Source organism: Rheinheimera sp. 1928-s, from assembly GCF_029269265.1.
GTDB lineage: Bacteria > Pseudomonadota > Gammaproteobacteria > Enterobacterales > Alteromonadaceae > Pararheinheimera.
The window spans coordinates 265,517-280,774 of the sequence record NZ_JARIXP010000001.1; the positions used below are offsets into that span (position 1 = coordinate 265,517).

The 15,258-nt window shown below is 47.4% G+C and carries 18 protein-coding genes; 7 read left to right on the plus strand and 11 right to left on the minus strand.

Annotated features, from left to right (window positions below; all coding sequences use genetic code 11):
• Positions 1–79 precede the first annotated feature (79 nt).
• Positions 80–352 carry a DUF1778 domain-containing protein gene (locus tag P3C17_RS01200; RefSeq protein WP_127688290.1) on the plus strand — a complete coding sequence of 91 codons (273 nt, stop codon included), beginning with the start codon at positions 80–82 and terminating at the stop codon, positions 350–352.
• Positions 349–846 (plus strand): GNAT family N-acetyltransferase, encoded by a 498-nt coding sequence (locus P3C17_RS01205; RefSeq protein WP_300928357.1) that lies wholly within the window; start codon positions 349–351, stop codon positions 844–846. Before P3C17_RS01200 ends, P3C17_RS01205 begins: the two co-directional genes overlap by 4 nt.
• Here the strand turns inward: P3C17_RS01205 and arsJ are convergent.
• From arsJ to P3C17_RS01230, 5 genes are read right to left on the minus strand one after another with little or no spacing between them, the layout of a single operon-like run.
• On the minus strand, positions 843–2,063 hold the full coding sequence (gene arsJ, locus P3C17_RS01210; protein ID WP_300927734.1) for an organoarsenical effux MFS transporter ArsJ: 1,221 nt from the start codon (positions 2,061–2,063) through the stop codon (positions 843–845). The genes P3C17_RS01205 and arsJ overlap by 4 nt on opposite strands.
• A 39-nt stretch (positions 2,064–2,102) precedes the next feature.
• On the minus strand, positions 2,103–3,116 hold the full coding sequence (locus P3C17_RS01215; protein ID WP_300927735.1) for an ArsJ-associated glyceraldehyde-3-phosphate dehydrogenase: 1,014 nt from the start codon (positions 3,114–3,116) through the stop codon (positions 2,103–2,105).
• Between the two features lie 26 nt (positions 3,117–3,142).
• Positions 3,143–3,643: a tyrosine-protein phosphatase gene (locus tag P3C17_RS01220; protein WP_300927736.1), complete on the minus strand. Its 501-nt coding sequence runs from the start codon at positions 3,641–3,643 to the stop codon at positions 3,143–3,145.
• Positions 3,640–4,686: an ACR3 family arsenite efflux transporter gene (arsB, locus tag P3C17_RS01225; RefSeq protein ID WP_300927737.1), complete on the minus strand. Its 1,047-nt coding sequence runs from the start codon at positions 4,684–4,686 to the stop codon at positions 3,640–3,642. The genes P3C17_RS01220 and arsB overlap by 4 nt, the downstream gene beginning before the upstream one ends.
• Positions 4,687–4,719: 33 nt before the next feature.
• Entirely contained in the window at positions 4,720–5,070 is a 351-nt protein-coding gene (locus P3C17_RS01230) for a metalloregulator ArsR/SmtB family transcription factor (protein WP_300927738.1), read from the minus strand.
• Positions 5,071–5,217: 147 nt separating this feature from the next.
• Between P3C17_RS01230 and P3C17_RS01235 the strand changes: the two genes are divergently transcribed.
• Together P3C17_RS01235 and P3C17_RS01240 are read left to right on the plus strand one after the other, a co-directional pair.
• On the plus strand, positions 5,218–5,760 hold the full coding sequence (locus tag P3C17_RS01235; protein WP_300927739.1) for a PH domain-containing protein: 543 nt from the start codon (positions 5,218–5,220) through the stop codon (positions 5,758–5,760).
• Positions 5,747–7,186 carry a PH domain-containing protein gene (locus P3C17_RS01240; protein ID WP_300927740.1) on the plus strand — a complete coding sequence of 480 codons (1,440 nt, stop codon included), beginning with the start codon at positions 5,747–5,749 and terminating at the stop codon, positions 7,184–7,186. The genes P3C17_RS01235 and P3C17_RS01240 overlap by 14 nt, the downstream gene beginning before the upstream one ends.
• A 15-nt stretch (positions 7,187–7,201) precedes the next feature.
• Here the strand turns inward: P3C17_RS01240 and P3C17_RS01245 are convergent, their stop codons facing one another.
• From P3C17_RS01245 to P3C17_RS01255, 3 genes are all read right to left on the minus strand, one after another.
• Entirely contained in the window at positions 7,202–7,438 is a 237-nt protein-coding gene (locus tag P3C17_RS01245) for a DUF3303 family protein (RefSeq protein ID WP_300927741.1), read from the minus strand.
• 82 nt (positions 7,439–7,520) lie between these two features.
• Positions 7,521–7,715 carry a hypothetical protein gene (locus P3C17_RS01250; protein WP_300927742.1) on the minus strand — a complete coding sequence of 65 codons (195 nt, stop codon included), beginning with the start codon at positions 7,713–7,715 and terminating at the stop codon, positions 7,521–7,523.
• 12 nt (positions 7,716–7,727) lie between these two features.
• The gene (locus P3C17_RS01255) at positions 7,728–7,979 is read right to left on the minus strand and encodes a hypothetical protein (protein ID WP_300927743.1); all 252 of its coding nucleotides are present in this window, start codon (positions 7,977–7,979) and stop codon (positions 7,728–7,730) included.
• A 318-nt stretch (positions 7,980–8,297) separates the two neighbouring features.
• Here P3C17_RS01255 and P3C17_RS01260 point away from each other — a divergent pair, with 318 nt between their 5' ends.
• From P3C17_RS01260 to P3C17_RS21235, 3 genes are all read left to right on the plus strand, one after another.
• Positions 8,298–9,305, plus strand: a complete 1,008-nt coding sequence (locus P3C17_RS01260; RefSeq protein WP_300927744.1) for a Fe(3+) ABC transporter substrate-binding protein — start codon at positions 8,298–8,300, stop codon at positions 9,303–9,305.
• Between the two features lie 100 nt (positions 9,306–9,405).
• Complete coding sequence (locus P3C17_RS01265; RefSeq protein WP_300927745.1) at positions 9,406–11,037, plus strand: iron ABC transporter permease; 1,632 nt, start codon at positions 9,406–9,408, stop codon at positions 11,035–11,037.
• Positions 11,038–12,072 (plus strand): ABC transporter ATP-binding protein, encoded by a 1,035-nt coding sequence (locus P3C17_RS21235; RefSeq protein ID WP_346015645.1) that lies wholly within the window; start codon positions 11,038–11,040, stop codon positions 12,070–12,072. It begins immediately after the preceding gene.
• 13 nt (positions 12,073–12,085) lie between these two features.
• On the opposite strand, the gene P3C17_RS01280 is transcribed toward P3C17_RS21235, so the two are convergent.
• The 3 genes from P3C17_RS01280 to P3C17_RS01290 all read right to left on the minus strand — a co-directional run bounded on the left by P3C17_RS01280 (position 12,086) and on the right by P3C17_RS01290 (position 15,203).
• A complete protein-coding gene (locus tag P3C17_RS01280) occupies positions 12,086–12,808 on the minus strand; it encodes a transporter substrate-binding domain-containing protein (protein WP_300927746.1) in 723 nt (240 codons plus the stop codon).
• A gap of 114 nt (positions 12,809–12,922) precedes the next feature.
• The gene (locus P3C17_RS01285) at positions 12,923–14,542 is read right to left on the minus strand and encodes a methyl-accepting chemotaxis protein (protein ID WP_300927747.1); all 1,620 of its coding nucleotides are present in this window, start codon (positions 14,540–14,542) and stop codon (positions 12,923–12,925) included.
• Between the two features lie 379 nt (positions 14,543–14,921).
• Positions 14,922–15,203, minus strand: a complete 282-nt coding sequence (locus P3C17_RS01290; protein WP_300927748.1) for a hypothetical protein — start codon at positions 15,201–15,203, stop codon at positions 14,922–14,924.
• Positions 15,204–15,258 lie beyond the last annotated feature (55 nt).

The window sequence follows — 15,258 nt, forward strand, 5'->3', positions numbered from 1 at the left end:
TTTGGCACTCAGCTTGATCTTTGATCAATAGAAGCAGATAATCTCCCAAAGTGCCATTTTGGCACGGAGGTAAAAGATTATGACGACTACACCACCTCGAATCACGGCTCGGGTTGATGCTGAAACTCAAAACTTGCTGTCTAAAGCTGCAGCCATATCTGGGGTTTCGAGCATCAATTCCTTTGTGCTCAGTGCGGCTGTTGAGAAAGCCAAACAAATCATTGAGCGTGAGCAAGCTCTGAAGCTTTCTCAGCGTGATGCCATGTTATTGATGGACGCTCTTGATAGCCCAGCGACTGTACATCCTCATCTGGCTGCAGCTTTTGCACGTTATGAAGGCAAAGTTCAATAATGCAAAGTGTATTACTGGATAAATCGAAGCACGACAGAAATCGATTTAACTGTGGTATTGATGCGTTAAACAACTACTTAAAAGTCATGGCCAGTCAGCAAAGTAAAAAAGACAATACCCGTACTTTTGTGCTTGAAGATAAAACTAACCCACAACACATTGTTGGTTTTTATACTCTGACCATGACTCCGATCGATATACAAAGTCTTCCGGCATCACTGCAGAAAAAACACCAGTCTTCAACGTCGGGTGGGCTGATCGCACGACTAGCAGTGGATGAACGATACAAAGGTCAGAAAATAGGTGAGTGGTTGTTGATTGACGCACTTAAAAAACTACTGCAAGCCAGTGATGCAGTAGGTTTCCCTATCATTATTGTGGATGCAAAAGACGGCGCCAAAGGTTTTTATCAAAAGTATGGCTTTCGCTATTTTGAGGATAATGAACACAAACTCTTTATCACCATAGCTGATGTGCGGGCCAGTTTTGGTTAAATAGGTGCATTGTTTTTCTGTACCTCTTTCGCCTTTGGCAAAAAACAGGACAAAACCACAGTCGCCAGAATAAAACCGCTGGACCAGACCAGGCAGGCTTCTAAGCCCTGGGTTTGATACAAATAGCCTGACAATACAGTGCCAATTAAGCGACCCATGGCGTTGGCCATATAATAAAAACCGACGTCCAGTGAGACACCATCGGCTTTGGCGTAGCTGACAATCAGATAGCTGTGCAAGGACGAGTTCACCGCAAAGACAGCACCGAATAACAGCAATACAGAGACTAACAGCGTTTCAGTTGGGAAGGGCAGAGGCAAGAGTTTAGCCAGTACAGCTGGGATCAGGCAAAGGGCAAAAGCCCATCCCACAGCAGCCCAACGCCCCGGTACTTTGCCAGAGCGCTTGCCAGTAATAAATGGGGCTAAACTTTGCACCAGACCATAACCAATAATCCACAATGCTAAAAAAGTACCTATGGCTTGTTGGCTCCAGGCCAGTTGCTGGGCTAAAAACAGTGGCAGTGCTATCACAAACCATAAATCGCGCGCGCCAAATAAAAATAAACGCGCCCCGGATAACAAATTAATAGGGCCACTTTTCGATAGCATGTCTTTAAATTTGGGCTTGTAGCTGCTTTTGCCCAAGTCTTTTTTCAACAGCACTAAACTTAGCAACCAAACCAGAGCTAAAGCGCCAGCCATAACCGCCACAGCAGCTTGGAAACCCAATTGCGTTAATAAAAAACCGCCGATAAAAAAGCCAACACCTTTCAGCGCATTTTTTGAACCAGTCAGTACAGCAACCCACTGATACAATTTGCTTTGTGAATCCTGCGGCACCAGCAATTTAATCGAGCTTTTGGCGCTCATTTTATTTAAGTCTTTGGCAACACCAGATAAAGCCTGAGCGGCCATCACCCAAGGCACTATGAGCCACTCTGCAGGAACCAATAACATCGACAGCGCTGCTATTTGTAAAAACAGCCCTATATTCATGGTTTTATTCAAACCAATACGAGCGCCCAGCCAGCCCCCGAACAAGTTAGTAATCACGCCAAATAACTCGTAGAACACAAATAACGAGGCAATTTCTAAAGGGCTGTAACCGAGTTTATAAAAATGCAGCAGCACCAACATCCGCAAAGCGCCGTCGGTCAGGGTAAAAGCCCAGTAGTTGCCTGTGACTACCATATATTGCTTCAGTGCTGTCTGCATTTTACTTTTCCTGTTTGCTAAGAACCCAAGTACCCTTGTTTAAGCTTTGTCGGATAAACCAACTAGCTTCGCTAGTTCCACTGTGCGGTTAGCGTAACCCCATTCGTTATCGTACCAGGCATAAATTTTCACCTGAGTGCCGTTAATTACCATAGTCGACAATGCATCGATAATGCTGGAACGTGGGTCGGTTTTATAATCCACTGAGACCAAAGGCCGCTCTTCATAACCCAGAATATCTTTGAGTTCCTGTTCAGAAGCTGCTTTTAATAAGGCGTTGACTTCTTCAGCAGTGGTGGCACGTTCTACTTCAAATACGCAGTCGGTAAGTGACGCATTGGCCAGCGGCACCCGCACTGCATGACCATTTAGCCTGCCTTTTAATTCAGGGAATATTTCGGTAATAGCAGTAGCTGAACCTGTGGTGGTTGGAATTAAACTGCTGCCACAAGCGCGGGCGCGGCGTAAGTCTTTATGGGGTGTGTCTAAAATAGACTGTGTATTAGTTAAGTCGTGAATAGTGGTGATAGAGCCATGTTTGATACCCAGCTTTTCATGGATCACTTTGACCACAGGAGCCAGACAGTTGGTGGTGCAACTGGCCGCTGTGACAATCTTATGTGTGAGAGCATTAAACAGATGATGATTGACCCCCATCACCACGTTTAATACGCCTGCTTCTTTGACTGGAGCGCTGACGACCACACGTTTTACGCCTTGATCTAAATAGCCCTGCAACTGGGATGAGCTTTTCATTTTTCCCGAGCATTCAATGACTATATCGCAACCTGACCAATCGGTGTCTGCAATAGCTTTATTGTGCGTGACCGCAATACGCTGGCCTTTGATCACCACTGTATTACCTTCAGCTTCGGCCTGATTTAACCAGCGGCCATGCACTGAGTCGAAATTCAGTAAATGGGCAAAAGTTGCAGCGTCACCCGCCGGGTCGTTGATCTGCACAAACTCAAATTCTGGCCAGTCAAAAGCGGCTCGTAACGCCAAACGGCCAATACGGCCAAAACCATTAATACCTAGTTTAATTTTTTGCATCTTGTGTGTCTCCGCTAAAAATTCGGTTAGGCCGATTGTTCGGCAAGGCTTTGAAAATACGCCTGATGTGGGGCTAAGGTCAGTGCGTAAGGCCGCAAAGCCTGCACTAAGGCTTGAGTTTCCACTTTGCTGTAACCCAGTTCCAGTAACAGCTGAGCCGCAACTAATCCAGTACGGCCTGAGCCACCTTTGCAATGAATAGCCACAGTGCCACCCGCTTGTAACAGCGGTAGTACTAAGGCAGAGGCGGCTGGCCAGTTGTGTTGAAAGTCCTGTTCTGGCGCATGATCGTCAGCAATAGGCAATTGAAACCACTGAATGCCAGCTTCTGCACAAAGCTCTGGCAGTTGTTCTGCATTATTCAGCTGCATTTCGGCTGTTGGCATCAGAGTTAATAACACCTGGGTACCGGCTGCTTTGAGCTGCTGCACTGAGCTGGCTAAATCCACGCCTTTGGTACCAGGGCAAGGTGTAAAAATAAGTCCGCCGCCTTGGGCCAGCGGTAATAAATCAAATGGGTGCGTCATGCTTGAGTGTCCTTCGATACGTCTGAATTTGGAAAATAACGGCGGGTTTTATTGGCATACCACACCAGCGATAGCATCACTGGCACTTCCACCAGCACACCGACTACTGTGGCTAAAGCAGCACCTGAGTGCAGGCCAAATAACGAAATGGCCACAGCCACCGCCAGTTCAAAAAAGTTAGATGCGCCTATCATGCTGGCTGGTGCTGCTATGTTGTGAGGTAATTTCATTCGGCAGGCACTGTAATAACTCAAAGCAAAAATGCCGTAAGTTTGTAGCAAAAGTGGCACCGCAATTAACACTATGGCGACGGGCTGGCTCAAAATAGTGGGGGCCTGCAAACCAAACAGCAGCACTACAGTGGCCAGCAAACCCAATATAGACCAGGGTTTAATACGGGCCAGAAATTGCGGCAGGGCATCAGGATTAGAGTTTTGTTGCAGTTTTTTTCGGGTCACTACACCAGCCGCTAAAGGCAGCACCACATACAAAAGTACAGATAACACCAAAGTGGGCCAGGGTACGCTGATATCCGACACGCCCAGCAGCAACGCTGTAATAGGAGCAAAAGCAAACACCATGATCAGATCGTTCACCGACACTTGTACCAAGGTGTAATTGGCGTCTCCTTTGGTCAGTTGGCTCCAGACAAATACCATGGCAGTGCAGGGCGCAACGCCGAGTAAAATCATACCCGCTATATACTCAGTGGCCGTTTGTGCATCCACCCAATCAGCAAATAACACGCGGAAAAACAACCAGCCAAGTAAGGCCATGGTAAAAGGTTTAATCAGCCAGTTTATGACTAAAGTCAGCACTAAACCCTTGGGTTCACGGCCCACTTGTTTGATGGCAGAAAAATCAATTTGCACCATCATCGGATAAATCATCACCCAGATAAATACCGCGATAACGAGGTTCACACTGGCATATTCCAATGCGGCCACTGCATTAAACAGCTCTGGGATCAATGAACCCAAAGCCACTCCCAACAGAATACAAAGCCCAACCCAGACCGATAAATAGCGTTCAAATAATCCCATCAGTGTCGCTCCGTGTTGATGCTGCCCTTTGATTTAGCAACAGCCCTTTTGCCGCTCTGGCCTGTCGCCCATCTGGCACAATTGCTGTTGGTTTAACTCCAGCCAGCCAGAATTTGCGGCCGCTGTCTGTTGCATGCACAACAGAGCCCACTGCGGCAATTCAGGATTTAAACGGTAATAGACCCACAAGCCTTGTTTGCGATCGAGCAAAATACCATCGCGGCGCAACTGGGCTAAATGACGGGAGATTTTGGGCTGGCTGTCGGCTAAAGCAGCCACCAGCTCGCACACACAAAGCTCTTGTTCCTGCTGAATAAGCAGCAAACAACGTAATCTGGTTTCGTCTGATAAGGCTTTAAAAAAGGTGATTGGGTGAAGTAGCATGGCCAAATACCTTACATATGGAAAATCATATGTAGTAGTTTATATATGATTTTCCATATGTAAACTTAAATTTAGTTACAACCCGGATTCGCCTTGCCTGACGCCTTTGCGCTATGCTGGCACTACGAAGAAAAAAGAGGCTTTGTCATGACCAATCAGTTGCTTGATGCCAGGTTTCTGGACGATCAATGTTTGTCCGGCCCGTTGCCAGACCAGTGGTTGTTGTTACCTGCACAGGCTTTAACCAAAAGACGTTGGCGCTGGTTGCTGACTTTACTGGTTGTGGTGGTCTCATTAGTTATTGCGCAGTGGTGGTGGAGCTCAGACTTGCCATTTTTGTTATTGCAACTCTGTTGGGGCCTGACAGGGCTGGTATTTCTGGCCAGTTGGTTCTGGTTACCCCTGGACATCCGGCACACGCGATTTTTATTACGCACTGAAGATTTTTTGCTGCAATCCGGCGTGCTCTGGCGCAAGGCTGTGCTGGTCCCACTGCATAGAGTGCAGCATGTCACTATCAGCCAGGGGCCGCTGCAAAAACGTTTTGCTCTGGCCACACTGAAAGTCTATACAGCTGGTGGTCTGGATGCGGAAGCAGCGCTGGCTGATATTGACTATGGGGTGGCTCAGGCACTGAGTGAACAACTTAGTTTGTTGATCCCGCGCGGAGATGCTGATGCTGAACACTGAAATGCCAGAACAGCCCGCCACAGCTGACAATTGGCAGCGCAGTTCCATCTGGGCGCTACTGCCACTGCTGGTAAAAGCTGTGGAGCAATGGATTGCTGTGATCATTGGTGGTGCTTATTTGACTTTCAGTGGCAGCTTTCAGACTTATGCTCCCTATTGGATCTCGGCGCTGACACTGTTAGTTCTGGGCAGTGCGTTGCTGAGCTGGCGCTACACCCAGTTTCGTGTTTCTGCCCAAGGCATAGAAGTGCGGCGCGGTTTGCTGCAAAAAGAACATTTGCTGTTGGCGCAATCGCGCATTCAGGAACTACAAGTTCAGCAACCTTTTTACTTCCGGCCGCTGCAGCTTTTTACCGTTAGTCTGGATAGTGCTGGTAGTCAGCAACAAGAGTTTTATCTGACTGGCGTGACGTCACAGCAACTTGCTTTGTTGCAAGGGGATGTGCAGGTTGAGCAGACAGTGCCTTCCACGCCATTTTTTCGGATCTGGCTTGCGACCTTATACAACAAACATTTGTGGTTGCCTTTGGTGGCTGTCTTGGGCGCGGCACAGTCGCAATTGGACGATGAGCTGTTTGAACGCCTGTTTGCGCAGGGCCGTGAGGTGTTGCAACAATCCGGGTTGCAGCAAAGCTTTGAACTGCAACTAGTGGTCAGTCTGAGCGCACTGCTGCTGGTTGCGTTGGTGTTGCTGCTAATGACCTTGATTTGGCTGTACCCTCAGCGGTTTTTACGCGATGAGCGGCAATTACAGCTAATCCAGGGGGCTTTGCTGAAAAAGTCGCAGCGGATCAAAGCAAAACGAGTGCAAATGCTCACAGTCCGGCAGCCGTGGCTGGCCCGTGTTTTTGGTCATTTCTCACTGGTTTTTCATGGCTTTACTAATTCTCAGGAACAGAGCAGTAAGTTTGTGTTGTTGGGGCAAACTGGCGATGACATTAATCAGCAATTACAGGCACAGCAGCTTTTAGCTTTGTCTGATATTCAGCGGTTGCCCTTGCAGCGTTATGTGCCCACTTATTTCCAGCGCTTGTTGTTGATCAGGGGCATTATTGCGGTATTACTTAGTTTGTTTTGTGTTGTTCTGTGGCAAACCGGAGTTGTCGCTTTCAGCACGGGCGCTCTGGTGCTGCTGGCTGCCGTATTGTGGCTGCTGACTGATCTGTGGGCCTACCGCCGTTGGCACGGATTCTGTGTGCAGGATCAGGTGTTGTATTTGTGGCATGGCGGTGTTGGCCAGTTCTGGCAGGTATTGCCGCTGTGGCAGGTACAAAAAGTACAACTGGTGCAATCCTTGTTTTTCCATCGGCAGCAGCTGGTGCAGGTTCAATTCAGTACGGCAAATGGCACAGTAACGCTGGCTGCACTACCCAATCAGCAAGCGCAGGATTTATATGATCAGGTGCTGAAGTTAAAGCCTGAGTGACTTCCGATATCTGAATTAATCGAGCGGCACTAATTCAAAATCAACAAAGTCGTCCCATTTCTTAAACCATTGATAAAAAAGCTCACTATCATTGGATTCCATCAGTTGATAGCAGACATTCAGCTCTTTATTGACCCAGGAATTCAGGTAATGCAGACCCACAGGGAACATAGAACCTAGGCTGTTATATCTTTCATAATTAGCTTCGATACAACCAGGTTTAAACTTCTCAATAATCATATATTTTTTCATTTCTGAGATCTTTTGTGCTTAAGCGCAGTAAAACAATGCAGCCAAATCAAATATGAGTGGGCGTATTAATTTCTGGGTAAGCTCATTTATCAGTTTCAGCTTTATGTTGCTTTTTCTTCTGCAAGTAACCAATCACTGCGCCTGTAAGTATGCCTGCACCTATACCCAAGACAAAATGCCCCATCGCGACTCCTAATCCGGAGCCTATAGCAAGGCCTATGCATAACCAAAATCCGATTGGGTTTGCCAGTTCAGGTTTGTTTTTCCATCTGCTCAATTTGATTTGTCCTTAATAGCCAACCAGGCTGGTTTGGCAATGAAAATAGATTTGGATCACAGCCGGGGTTTTTGCTTTCCAGTCTATTCGGATTGTGCTGCCACCTTTGACCCGATAGCTGGCTTCACCCCACTTAAGAGTTTCCTCTATTGTGCCCAAGGCATTTTCTGCTGCCACAGTAAAAATCAGGCCGCGAACATATTCAAGCTGCCTTTGAGCCTCTAGAGGATAGGTGGAGAATTTTGCTTGTATTTCAGGCGCCATAACAGCTCCGGATGAATAACAAATAGATGGCTAACAAATAACAGCAGTTTGTCTGTGCTTACCTGCTTAAGCGTCCAAATTAGAGTAGTTTTTCTGCATCAGCAACAAATTGCAGCTCAATTTGTGCCAACTCTTGTTACAAGCTGTGTCTGCATATAATCCGCTCCGTGCTGCCTGCCGTATAAATGACGAATTCAGTGGGTACGGTTTAACCCTTTTAAGCGACAATTTGCAGCAAAATTGCTTTTGTTATTTGAGAATAGTTCTTGTTTGTGGCTATACTGCGGCAACTTTCAGTGAACCTCAACGGAGTATCCGATGAAATTGTGGCAAAAATCTTTAGTTGCAGTGGCTTTGTCTGCAGCTGCTTTAGCTCAGGCAGCAGAAGTGAATGTGTATTCTGGCCGTCAGGAAGAACTGATCAAGCCAATGCTGGATAAATTCAGCAAAGAAACCGGCATTAAAGTAAACCTGATCACCGGTAAACCGGATGAACTGATCAGCCGGATGCAAAGTGAAGGCCGTAACAGCCCGGCTGATTTGTTGATCAGTACGGACGTAGGCCGTCTATACCGTGCTGAAACTCAGGGCTTGTTTCAGGCTGTGGATTCCAAGTTGTTGACCGATGCTATTCCGGCCAGCTTACGCCACCCACAGCAACAGTGGTTTGGTTTAACTATGCGTGCCCGCCCTGTGATGTACGTGCCGGGCAAAGTAAAACCAGAGCAGTTAAGCACAGTTGAAGATTTGGCTGACCCAAAATGGAAAGGCAAAATTTGCATCCGCTCTTCTGACAATATTTATAACCAGTCGATGGTTGCAGCTTTAATAGCTCAGTTGGGTGAAGAAAAAACTCAGGCATGGGCCAATGGTTTTGTCAAAAACTTCGCTCAGCCACCTAAAGGCGGTGACCGCGATCAGATCAAAGCAGCTGCTGCAGGTGTTTGTGATATTGCCATTGCCAACACCTACTATTTAGGTGGCATGTTTGATGAGGCGGGTGATAAAGCTGCCGCCGAAGCTGTGAAGGTATTTTGGCCAAATCAGCAAGACCGTGGTGCTCATATCAATATTTCGGGCGCTGGTGTAGCTAAATATGCACCAAACAAAACTGAAGCAGTGAAGTTGCTGGAATATATGGTGAAACCTGAAGCGCAAAGCTGGTACGCTGAAGTGAACCACGAGTACCCTGTAGTACAGGGTGTAAAGTGGAGCCAACGACTTGAATCTTTTGGGCAATTTAAGGCAGACCAGTTACAATTGTCGACCTTAGGTGAATTGAATGCTAAAGCTATCACCGTAATGGACAAAGCTGGCTGGAAATAATTCCCCCGCGTATTCAGTGTTATAGCTATAGACGGGCGACCATCAAGGTCGCCCCTGCGTTTTGTTAGAGTCGCGTTTTTTTGAGAAGGACATATTTCGTTTGACGAGCCCGTTATTCAGCCGGACTGTAACAGTTTTTGCCTTGCTATTGGCTGTGCCCGTGTTGGTCGTGCTTGGGTCTTTGCTCACTCCTCAGCCCGAACTTTGGGCGCATTTGCTTGATACTGTGCTGGCCGATTATGTCACTAACTCTTTGCTATTGGCTTTGGGTGTGGGTGTGCTGAGCGCAGGCATAGGTACTTTAACGGCTTGGACTGTAGCGCGTTATCAGTTTGTGGGCCGCTCTGTGGTGCAGTGGTTATTGCTGCTGCCTATGGCGATACCTGCCTACATTATGGCGTACAGCTATACAGGTTTATTAGATTTTGCCGGGCCTGTGCAAAGCCAGCTGCGGCGCTGGTTTGACTGGTCGTACGGCGATTATTATTTTCCGGAAATCCGCTCTTTGCCCGGCGCTATTCTGATGCTGTCGCTGGTGCTTTATCCTTATGTTTATATGCTGGCCCGCACCGCCTTTCGTCAGCAATCCGGCTCATTACTCGAAGCCAGCCGCACTTTAGGTTTAACGCCACGTCAGCATTTCTGGAAAGTGGCTTTGCCTGTGGCTCGCCCTGCCATATTAACCGGAGCTGCGCTGGCGATGATGGAAGCTCTGGCCGACTACGGTACAGTGCAGTATTTTGGCGTCACTACCTTTACCACTGGTATTTTCCGCACCTGGTTTGGTATGGGTAATCAGCTCGGCGCTGCGCAATTGTCGGCGCTGTTGTGTAGTTTTGTGTTGTTGCTGCTCTATCTGGAGCAATGGTCCAGACGCAAGCTGAAGTTTTATCAGCAAGGCCAAAAGCAGCAGGAACCCACTCGTCAGCCGCTGACAGGTGTGGCTGGATTCGCTTTGTTGTTGCTGTGTTTATTGCCTGTGCTGTTGGGTTTTGTCTTGCCAGCGTTGCAGCTGTTAGGCTGGGCTGCAGATCGTTTCGATCAGTTATTCTCGCCTGGCTTTATTCAGCTTTTAATCAATAGTTTTTCTCTTGCGGCCCTAACAGCTTTAGTGACAGCCAGCCTGGCCTTGTGTTTTGCTTATGCCAAACGCTTATCCGGCCATTGGTCATTGGCTTTGCCTGTGCGTATTGCTTCTATGGGCTACGCCTTACCGGGCACAGTGATTGCCATAGGTGTGATGTTGCCGCTGGCGGCTTTGGATAACTCGATAGATTTATGGGCCGAAAAGCAATTTGGCATTCGCACCGGTTTGTTGTTGTCCGGCACTTTAGTGGCGCTGGTGCTGGCCTATACGGTGCGTTTTATTGCTGTGGCTTTGCATAGTGTCGAAGCGGGTCTGATGCAAATTACCCCTTCAATGGACAACGCCGCCCGTAGTCTAGGCGAAAGCCCGGTTGGGGTGTTAAAACGTGTGCACCTGCCATTATTGCGTGCGTCGGTGCTGAGTGCTTTATTACTGGTGTTTGTCGATGTATTAAAAGAGTTGCCCGCCACTTTATTGCTGCGGCCTTTTAACTTTAATACCTTGTCGGTGCGCACTTACGAGTTGGCTTCAGACGAGCGGCTCGCCGATGCGGCTTTGCCAGCACTTGCCATAGTACTGATAGGTTTAATTCCGGTGATCCTGCTGTCCCGTGCTTTGGATAGGTCTAACAGAGGTGCAAAGTAAATGCTGGTATTAGAACAGATTTCAATAGCTTATGGCCCGGCCACTGTGGTTAAGGATGTTAGCCTCACTTTGCAACAAGGCCAGATAGGCTGTTTGTTAGGGCCTTCCGGCTGCGGTAAAACCAGTTTATTACGGGCTATTGCAGGTTTTGAACCTGTGCAAACGGGCTCTGTTCTGTTGGCTGGTGTGGCTCTGTCAGAGCCTGATCAGTTGATCAACCCTGAACAGCGCCGTATTGGTATGGTGTTTCAGGATTTTGCGCTCTTTCCACACCTGACTGTGGCGCAAAATATAGCTTTTGGTGTAAAGAAAAAGCCAAAAGCACAGCAACAACAGATAGTGGCAGATCTTTTGGCTTTAGTAGGTTTGCCCACTCTAGGCGATCGTTATGTGCATCAGCTTTCTGGTGGTCAGCAACAACGAGTAGCGCTGGCGCGGGCACTAGCGCCAGAGCCTGAAGTCTTGCTGCTGGACGAACCTTTTTCAGGCCTGGATGCCGACTTACGTGAAGCTTTGGCACAGGATATTCGTGGCATTATCAAACAACGTGGCATCAGTGCTTTAATGGTGACTCATGATCAGTTTGAAGCTTTTGCCATGGCCGATCAGATAGGCGTGATGCAACATGGCAAACTGCAGCAGTGGGGCAGTGCCTACGAGTTGTACCACCAGCCTGCCAACAGGTTTGTCGCTGACTTTGTAGGTCACGGCGCTTTGTTAAAAGGTGAAGTGCTGGCGGATGGTCAGGTGTACACAGCTTTAGGTGTCTTTACCCAAACAGAGTCGGAATTCACATCAGGTGCAACTGTGGATCTGTTGGTTCGGCCTGACGATATAGTGCATGACGACGAAAGTGGTTTTACTGCCAAAGTGGTAGGCAAGTCGTTTCGAGGTTCGCATATTTTATATAGTCTGGAATTAGAAGGGGCAGAGCAGGTGTATTGTTTAGCGCCGAGCCATCACGACCATCAGTTGCAAAGTCGCATTGGTATTAAACTGGAGCTGGACCATCTGGTGTTGTTTCAACGGCTATGAAAAGAGGCTGTCCTTAATAAACAGGTTGTAACAGCTCTAATCTGCGTTGCTGTTTGAGCTGCTGTAAGCCTTGTTCAAATTTACGCTGCATGAGCTCTGAGTCCGGATGTGCTTTTGAAAATGCAAGGTACATAGGCCGGGCTTCGACTAGAGGGCCTGTCGGGCTAAGCTGTGCTCGGTATTCGGCAAGTTCTGTGCTGAGTAGATATTCGGCAACCATTTGTTCGCAAATCACCAAATCTACCCGACCCAGGGCCAGCATTTTTAACGATTCCAGATCAGTATTTACTTCGACCCACTCAAAAGGCAGAGTGTTTATGGCTTGAGGGTAGCTGTAGCCACGAACTACGCCTAATCGCAAAGGCGTTTTGGCCAGTTGTTCCAGTTCGGTAAACCTGATGGGTTTTGTGCTGCTGTGGTAAAACTTCATGTAATTGGTGTAAAGCGGCGTAGGGTAATGTAGATAGCTGGTTCTTTCACTATCAAACCAGACACTAATAAGAGCCACAGCTTCGCCCTGCCTGGCTTGAAGTAAAGCGCGGGGCCAGGGTAAAAATTCTATCTGTATTTCCTGCTGCTGAGTGGCAAAAATCTCCCTGATCAGTTGAATAGCATAACCCTGATTTGGCAGTTGTTCGCCGTTGTGAGGCACAAACTCACTGCTGACAATACGTAACGGCTCAGCTTGCAAAGAAAAACTCAGCAAAAACAAACTCAGCTGAATCAGACGCTTCATTGTGTGCCTGCCTTGTTAATGCTAATACATTGATTGTTAGCAAAAAGAAGCAATAAAAGCAATCTGCTTTACCTGCTTCTTCCTGCCTACAAACCTCAGCAGAGTCTTACTGTTTTACAACGTAAAACGGGCTACGGCGTTGTTCAGTCCGTTAGATAAATTGCGAAGCTCGTGTGCTACCTCGCTGTTATGGCGGGTGGCTTCGCTGTTTTGCGCTGACATAGTGGCAATTCGTTCAATATGACCTGCCACTTCGTTACTGGCTGAGTTTTGCTCGTGCAATGACAGTGAAATCGATTCAATCACGCTGACCACCTGTTGAAAGCTGTGCTGGATAATATCAATAGCCTGACCTGCCTGGCCCGCCAGTTCTACCCCCATATTCACCTGTTCCACACCAGTACTCATCTGGCCTACAGCATCTACAGTTCCGTTCAGTATGACGTCAATCATGCCGGAGATTTCAGTAGTGGACTGAGTGGTGCGCTGCGCCAGTAAACGTACTTCATCTGCGACCACCGCAAAACCACGGCCTTGTTCACCAGCCCGTGCTGCTTCAATAGCGGCATTCAGTGCCAACAAGTTAGTTTGATCAGCTATGCCTTTGATCACATTGACAATAGAAGAAATTTGCTCGGATTGTTTACCCAGCTCTTCAATGCGGCCTGAGGCTGAACGCACTACTTGGGCAATACGTTCCATACTGGCCACTGTGTCATTAATCACTTTGCTGCTTTGTTGTGCTTGCTGGCCTGATTTACCTGCAATAGTCTGAGCTTCGCTGGCATTGGCTGATACTGAATCAATACTGACACTTAATTCTTCCACTGCAGCTGCAATAGATGAAGAGGCCCGAGATTGTTCTTCTGCTGAGGCTGACAGTTGTTCAGTGGTGCTGGCAACGGTGGAACTGGCACCACTTAACTCTGCTGCTGCAGATTTAATCTGGCTCATCAACTGATGCAACTGAGTTTGCATTTTGCCCAAAGCCAGCAGCAATTCAGCCACTTCATCGCCACCACTGCTGTCAATCTGGTTATTTAATTTGCCGCTTGCCACTGATGACACTAAATCTTTGGCCACTTGCAGGCGGTTTTGTAAGGTATTTTTTAAGTACAAGGCGATCAGAATACTGAACACCAAAATAACCAAACCGCCAATAATTGAGGTCGCAAAGACAAAACTTTTAGCTGCCGCTGCGTCCTGACTGCGGCTGTCCAGCAGATCTCGTTCGCGTTGTTGTAAGGTGTCCATGTGCAGACGAAGTTGGTCCATAAACTCTCTGCCAACCCCAGTGCGTATAAATTCGCGCACTGCCTGGCGTGCTGCTGTATCTGTACCTGCTGCTTTCATCTGACTGATGCTGGGGTCAATAGCTTGAGTTAGCCAATCGGTATACAGGCCTTGAATAGTTTTTAAACTTTGTTGTTGCGCCGGGTTATCCGCAGTTTTTTGCAGTAAATCTTTTAATTCTGTTTCGGCTCCGGTTTTGCCGAGGTGATAAGGCTGCAATGAACTTTCATCGCCGGTAATAATAAAACCACGCTGGCCTGTTTCTATATTCACTAAATCTTCAGACAACCTGTTGGTGGTGCGGATCACTTCAAAGGTATGGTTATTCAGTTCTACAGCTTGCTGCATTTTAGTCAGTTGATTTAACGTAATTAAGGTCGATAAAGTCACCAAAGCCACAATAGCAGCAAAAGCAAAAACAAGTTTTCTAACCAGAGTCATGGTTCACCTCAGTGGGTTAATAGTGGTGGGATTTGAGCAAAGGCCCGCTGCTGTAAAGGGGTCATTACAAACATACGTTGATGATCTGAACTAGATCAGTTGTTTGTAAGTGAAATTTATACAGGAACGGCACAAATGCGGCAAGACTTAATCGGTTTAGGAGGAGTGACTAAAACCCAGGTTTTAGCTGCAATCTGATAAAGAGAGCATACAGAGCGCAAGAGTTAATCATTTGATTAAATTGTCTATTTTGTCTCTAGGTTCGGTTTTGGCATTAAGGCTTCAATGAGGGGGGGAAACCAAAGTAACTATAAGCTTTGGGGTGACTGGAGCGCAGCTTAAGCCGCCTCAGCCGCGACAGTAACGCCTTGTTATGCATTTACTGCACTGCCGAATTAAACACAATTGAAAGACTGCTGAGAATAGCCGTAGCAAAAGCGACAAATTGTATGCGTTTTTTGAACTTAGTTGGCTCTATGGCAAAACGTTGTGTTCGTTGCGCGCTTAACATAACCAGCAGCGCTGACATCATCAATAATGCCGGTGACAAGAATGGTGCTTTACCAAACAGGACAATGATTGCAGATGAAGCAACAGCAAGTGCAATCGCAAACCAGATAGTTGCAACGATAGTATTTTGATTTGGCTCCGCAGAAAACACTCTACACTCTCCTATATGTATAACTCTCGCAGAAGGCGCGTCGCCTTTTGGCGTC

Coding starts and splice junctions, on each gene's coding strand:
- P3C17_RS01200 (WP_127688290.1), top strand. CDS start 80: ATGACGACTACACCACCTCGAATCACGGCTCGGGTTGATGCTGAAACT.
- arsJ (WP_300927734.1), bottom strand. CDS start 2,063: ATGCAGACAGCACTGAAGCAATATATGGTAGTCACAGGCAACTACTGG.
- P3C17_RS01215 (WP_300927735.1), bottom strand. CDS start 3,116: ATGCAAAAAATTAAACTAGGTATTAATGGTTTTGGCCGTATTGGCCGT.
- P3C17_RS01220 (WP_300927736.1), bottom strand. CDS start 3,643: ATGACGCACCCATTTGATTTATTACCGCTGGCCCAAGGCGGCGGACTT.
- arsB (WP_300927737.1), bottom strand. CDS start 4,686: ATGGGATTATTTGAACGCTATTTATCGGTCTGGGTTGGGCTTTGTATT.
- P3C17_RS01230 (WP_300927738.1), bottom strand. CDS start 5,070: ATGCTACTTCACCCAATCACCTTTTTTAAAGCCTTATCAGACGAAACC.
- P3C17_RS01235 (WP_300927739.1), top strand. CDS start 5,218: ATGACCAATCAGTTGCTTGATGCCAGGTTTCTGGACGATCAATGTTTG.
- P3C17_RS01240 (WP_300927740.1), top strand. CDS start 5,747: ATGCTGAACACTGAAATGCCAGAACAGCCCGCCACAGCTGACAATTGG.
- P3C17_RS01245 (WP_300927741.1), bottom strand. CDS start 7,438: ATGAAAAAATATATGATTATTGAGAAGTTTAAACCTGGTTGTATCGAA.
- P3C17_RS01255 (WP_300927743.1), bottom strand. CDS start 7,979: ATGGCGCCTGAAATACAAGCAAAATTCTCCACCTATCCTCTAGAGGCT.
- P3C17_RS01260 (WP_300927744.1), top strand. CDS start 8,298: ATGAAATTGTGGCAAAAATCTTTAGTTGCAGTGGCTTTGTCTGCAGCT.
- P3C17_RS21235 (WP_346015645.1), top strand. CDS start 11,038: ATGCTGGTATTAGAACAGATTTCAATAGCTTATGGCCCGGCCACTGTG.
- P3C17_RS01280 (WP_300927746.1), bottom strand. CDS start 12,808: ATGAAGCGTCTGATTCAGCTGAGTTTGTTTTTGCTGAGTTTTTCTTTG.
- P3C17_RS01285 (WP_300927747.1), bottom strand. CDS start 14,542: ATGACTCTGGTTAGAAAACTTGTTTTTGCTTTTGCTGCTATTGTGGCT.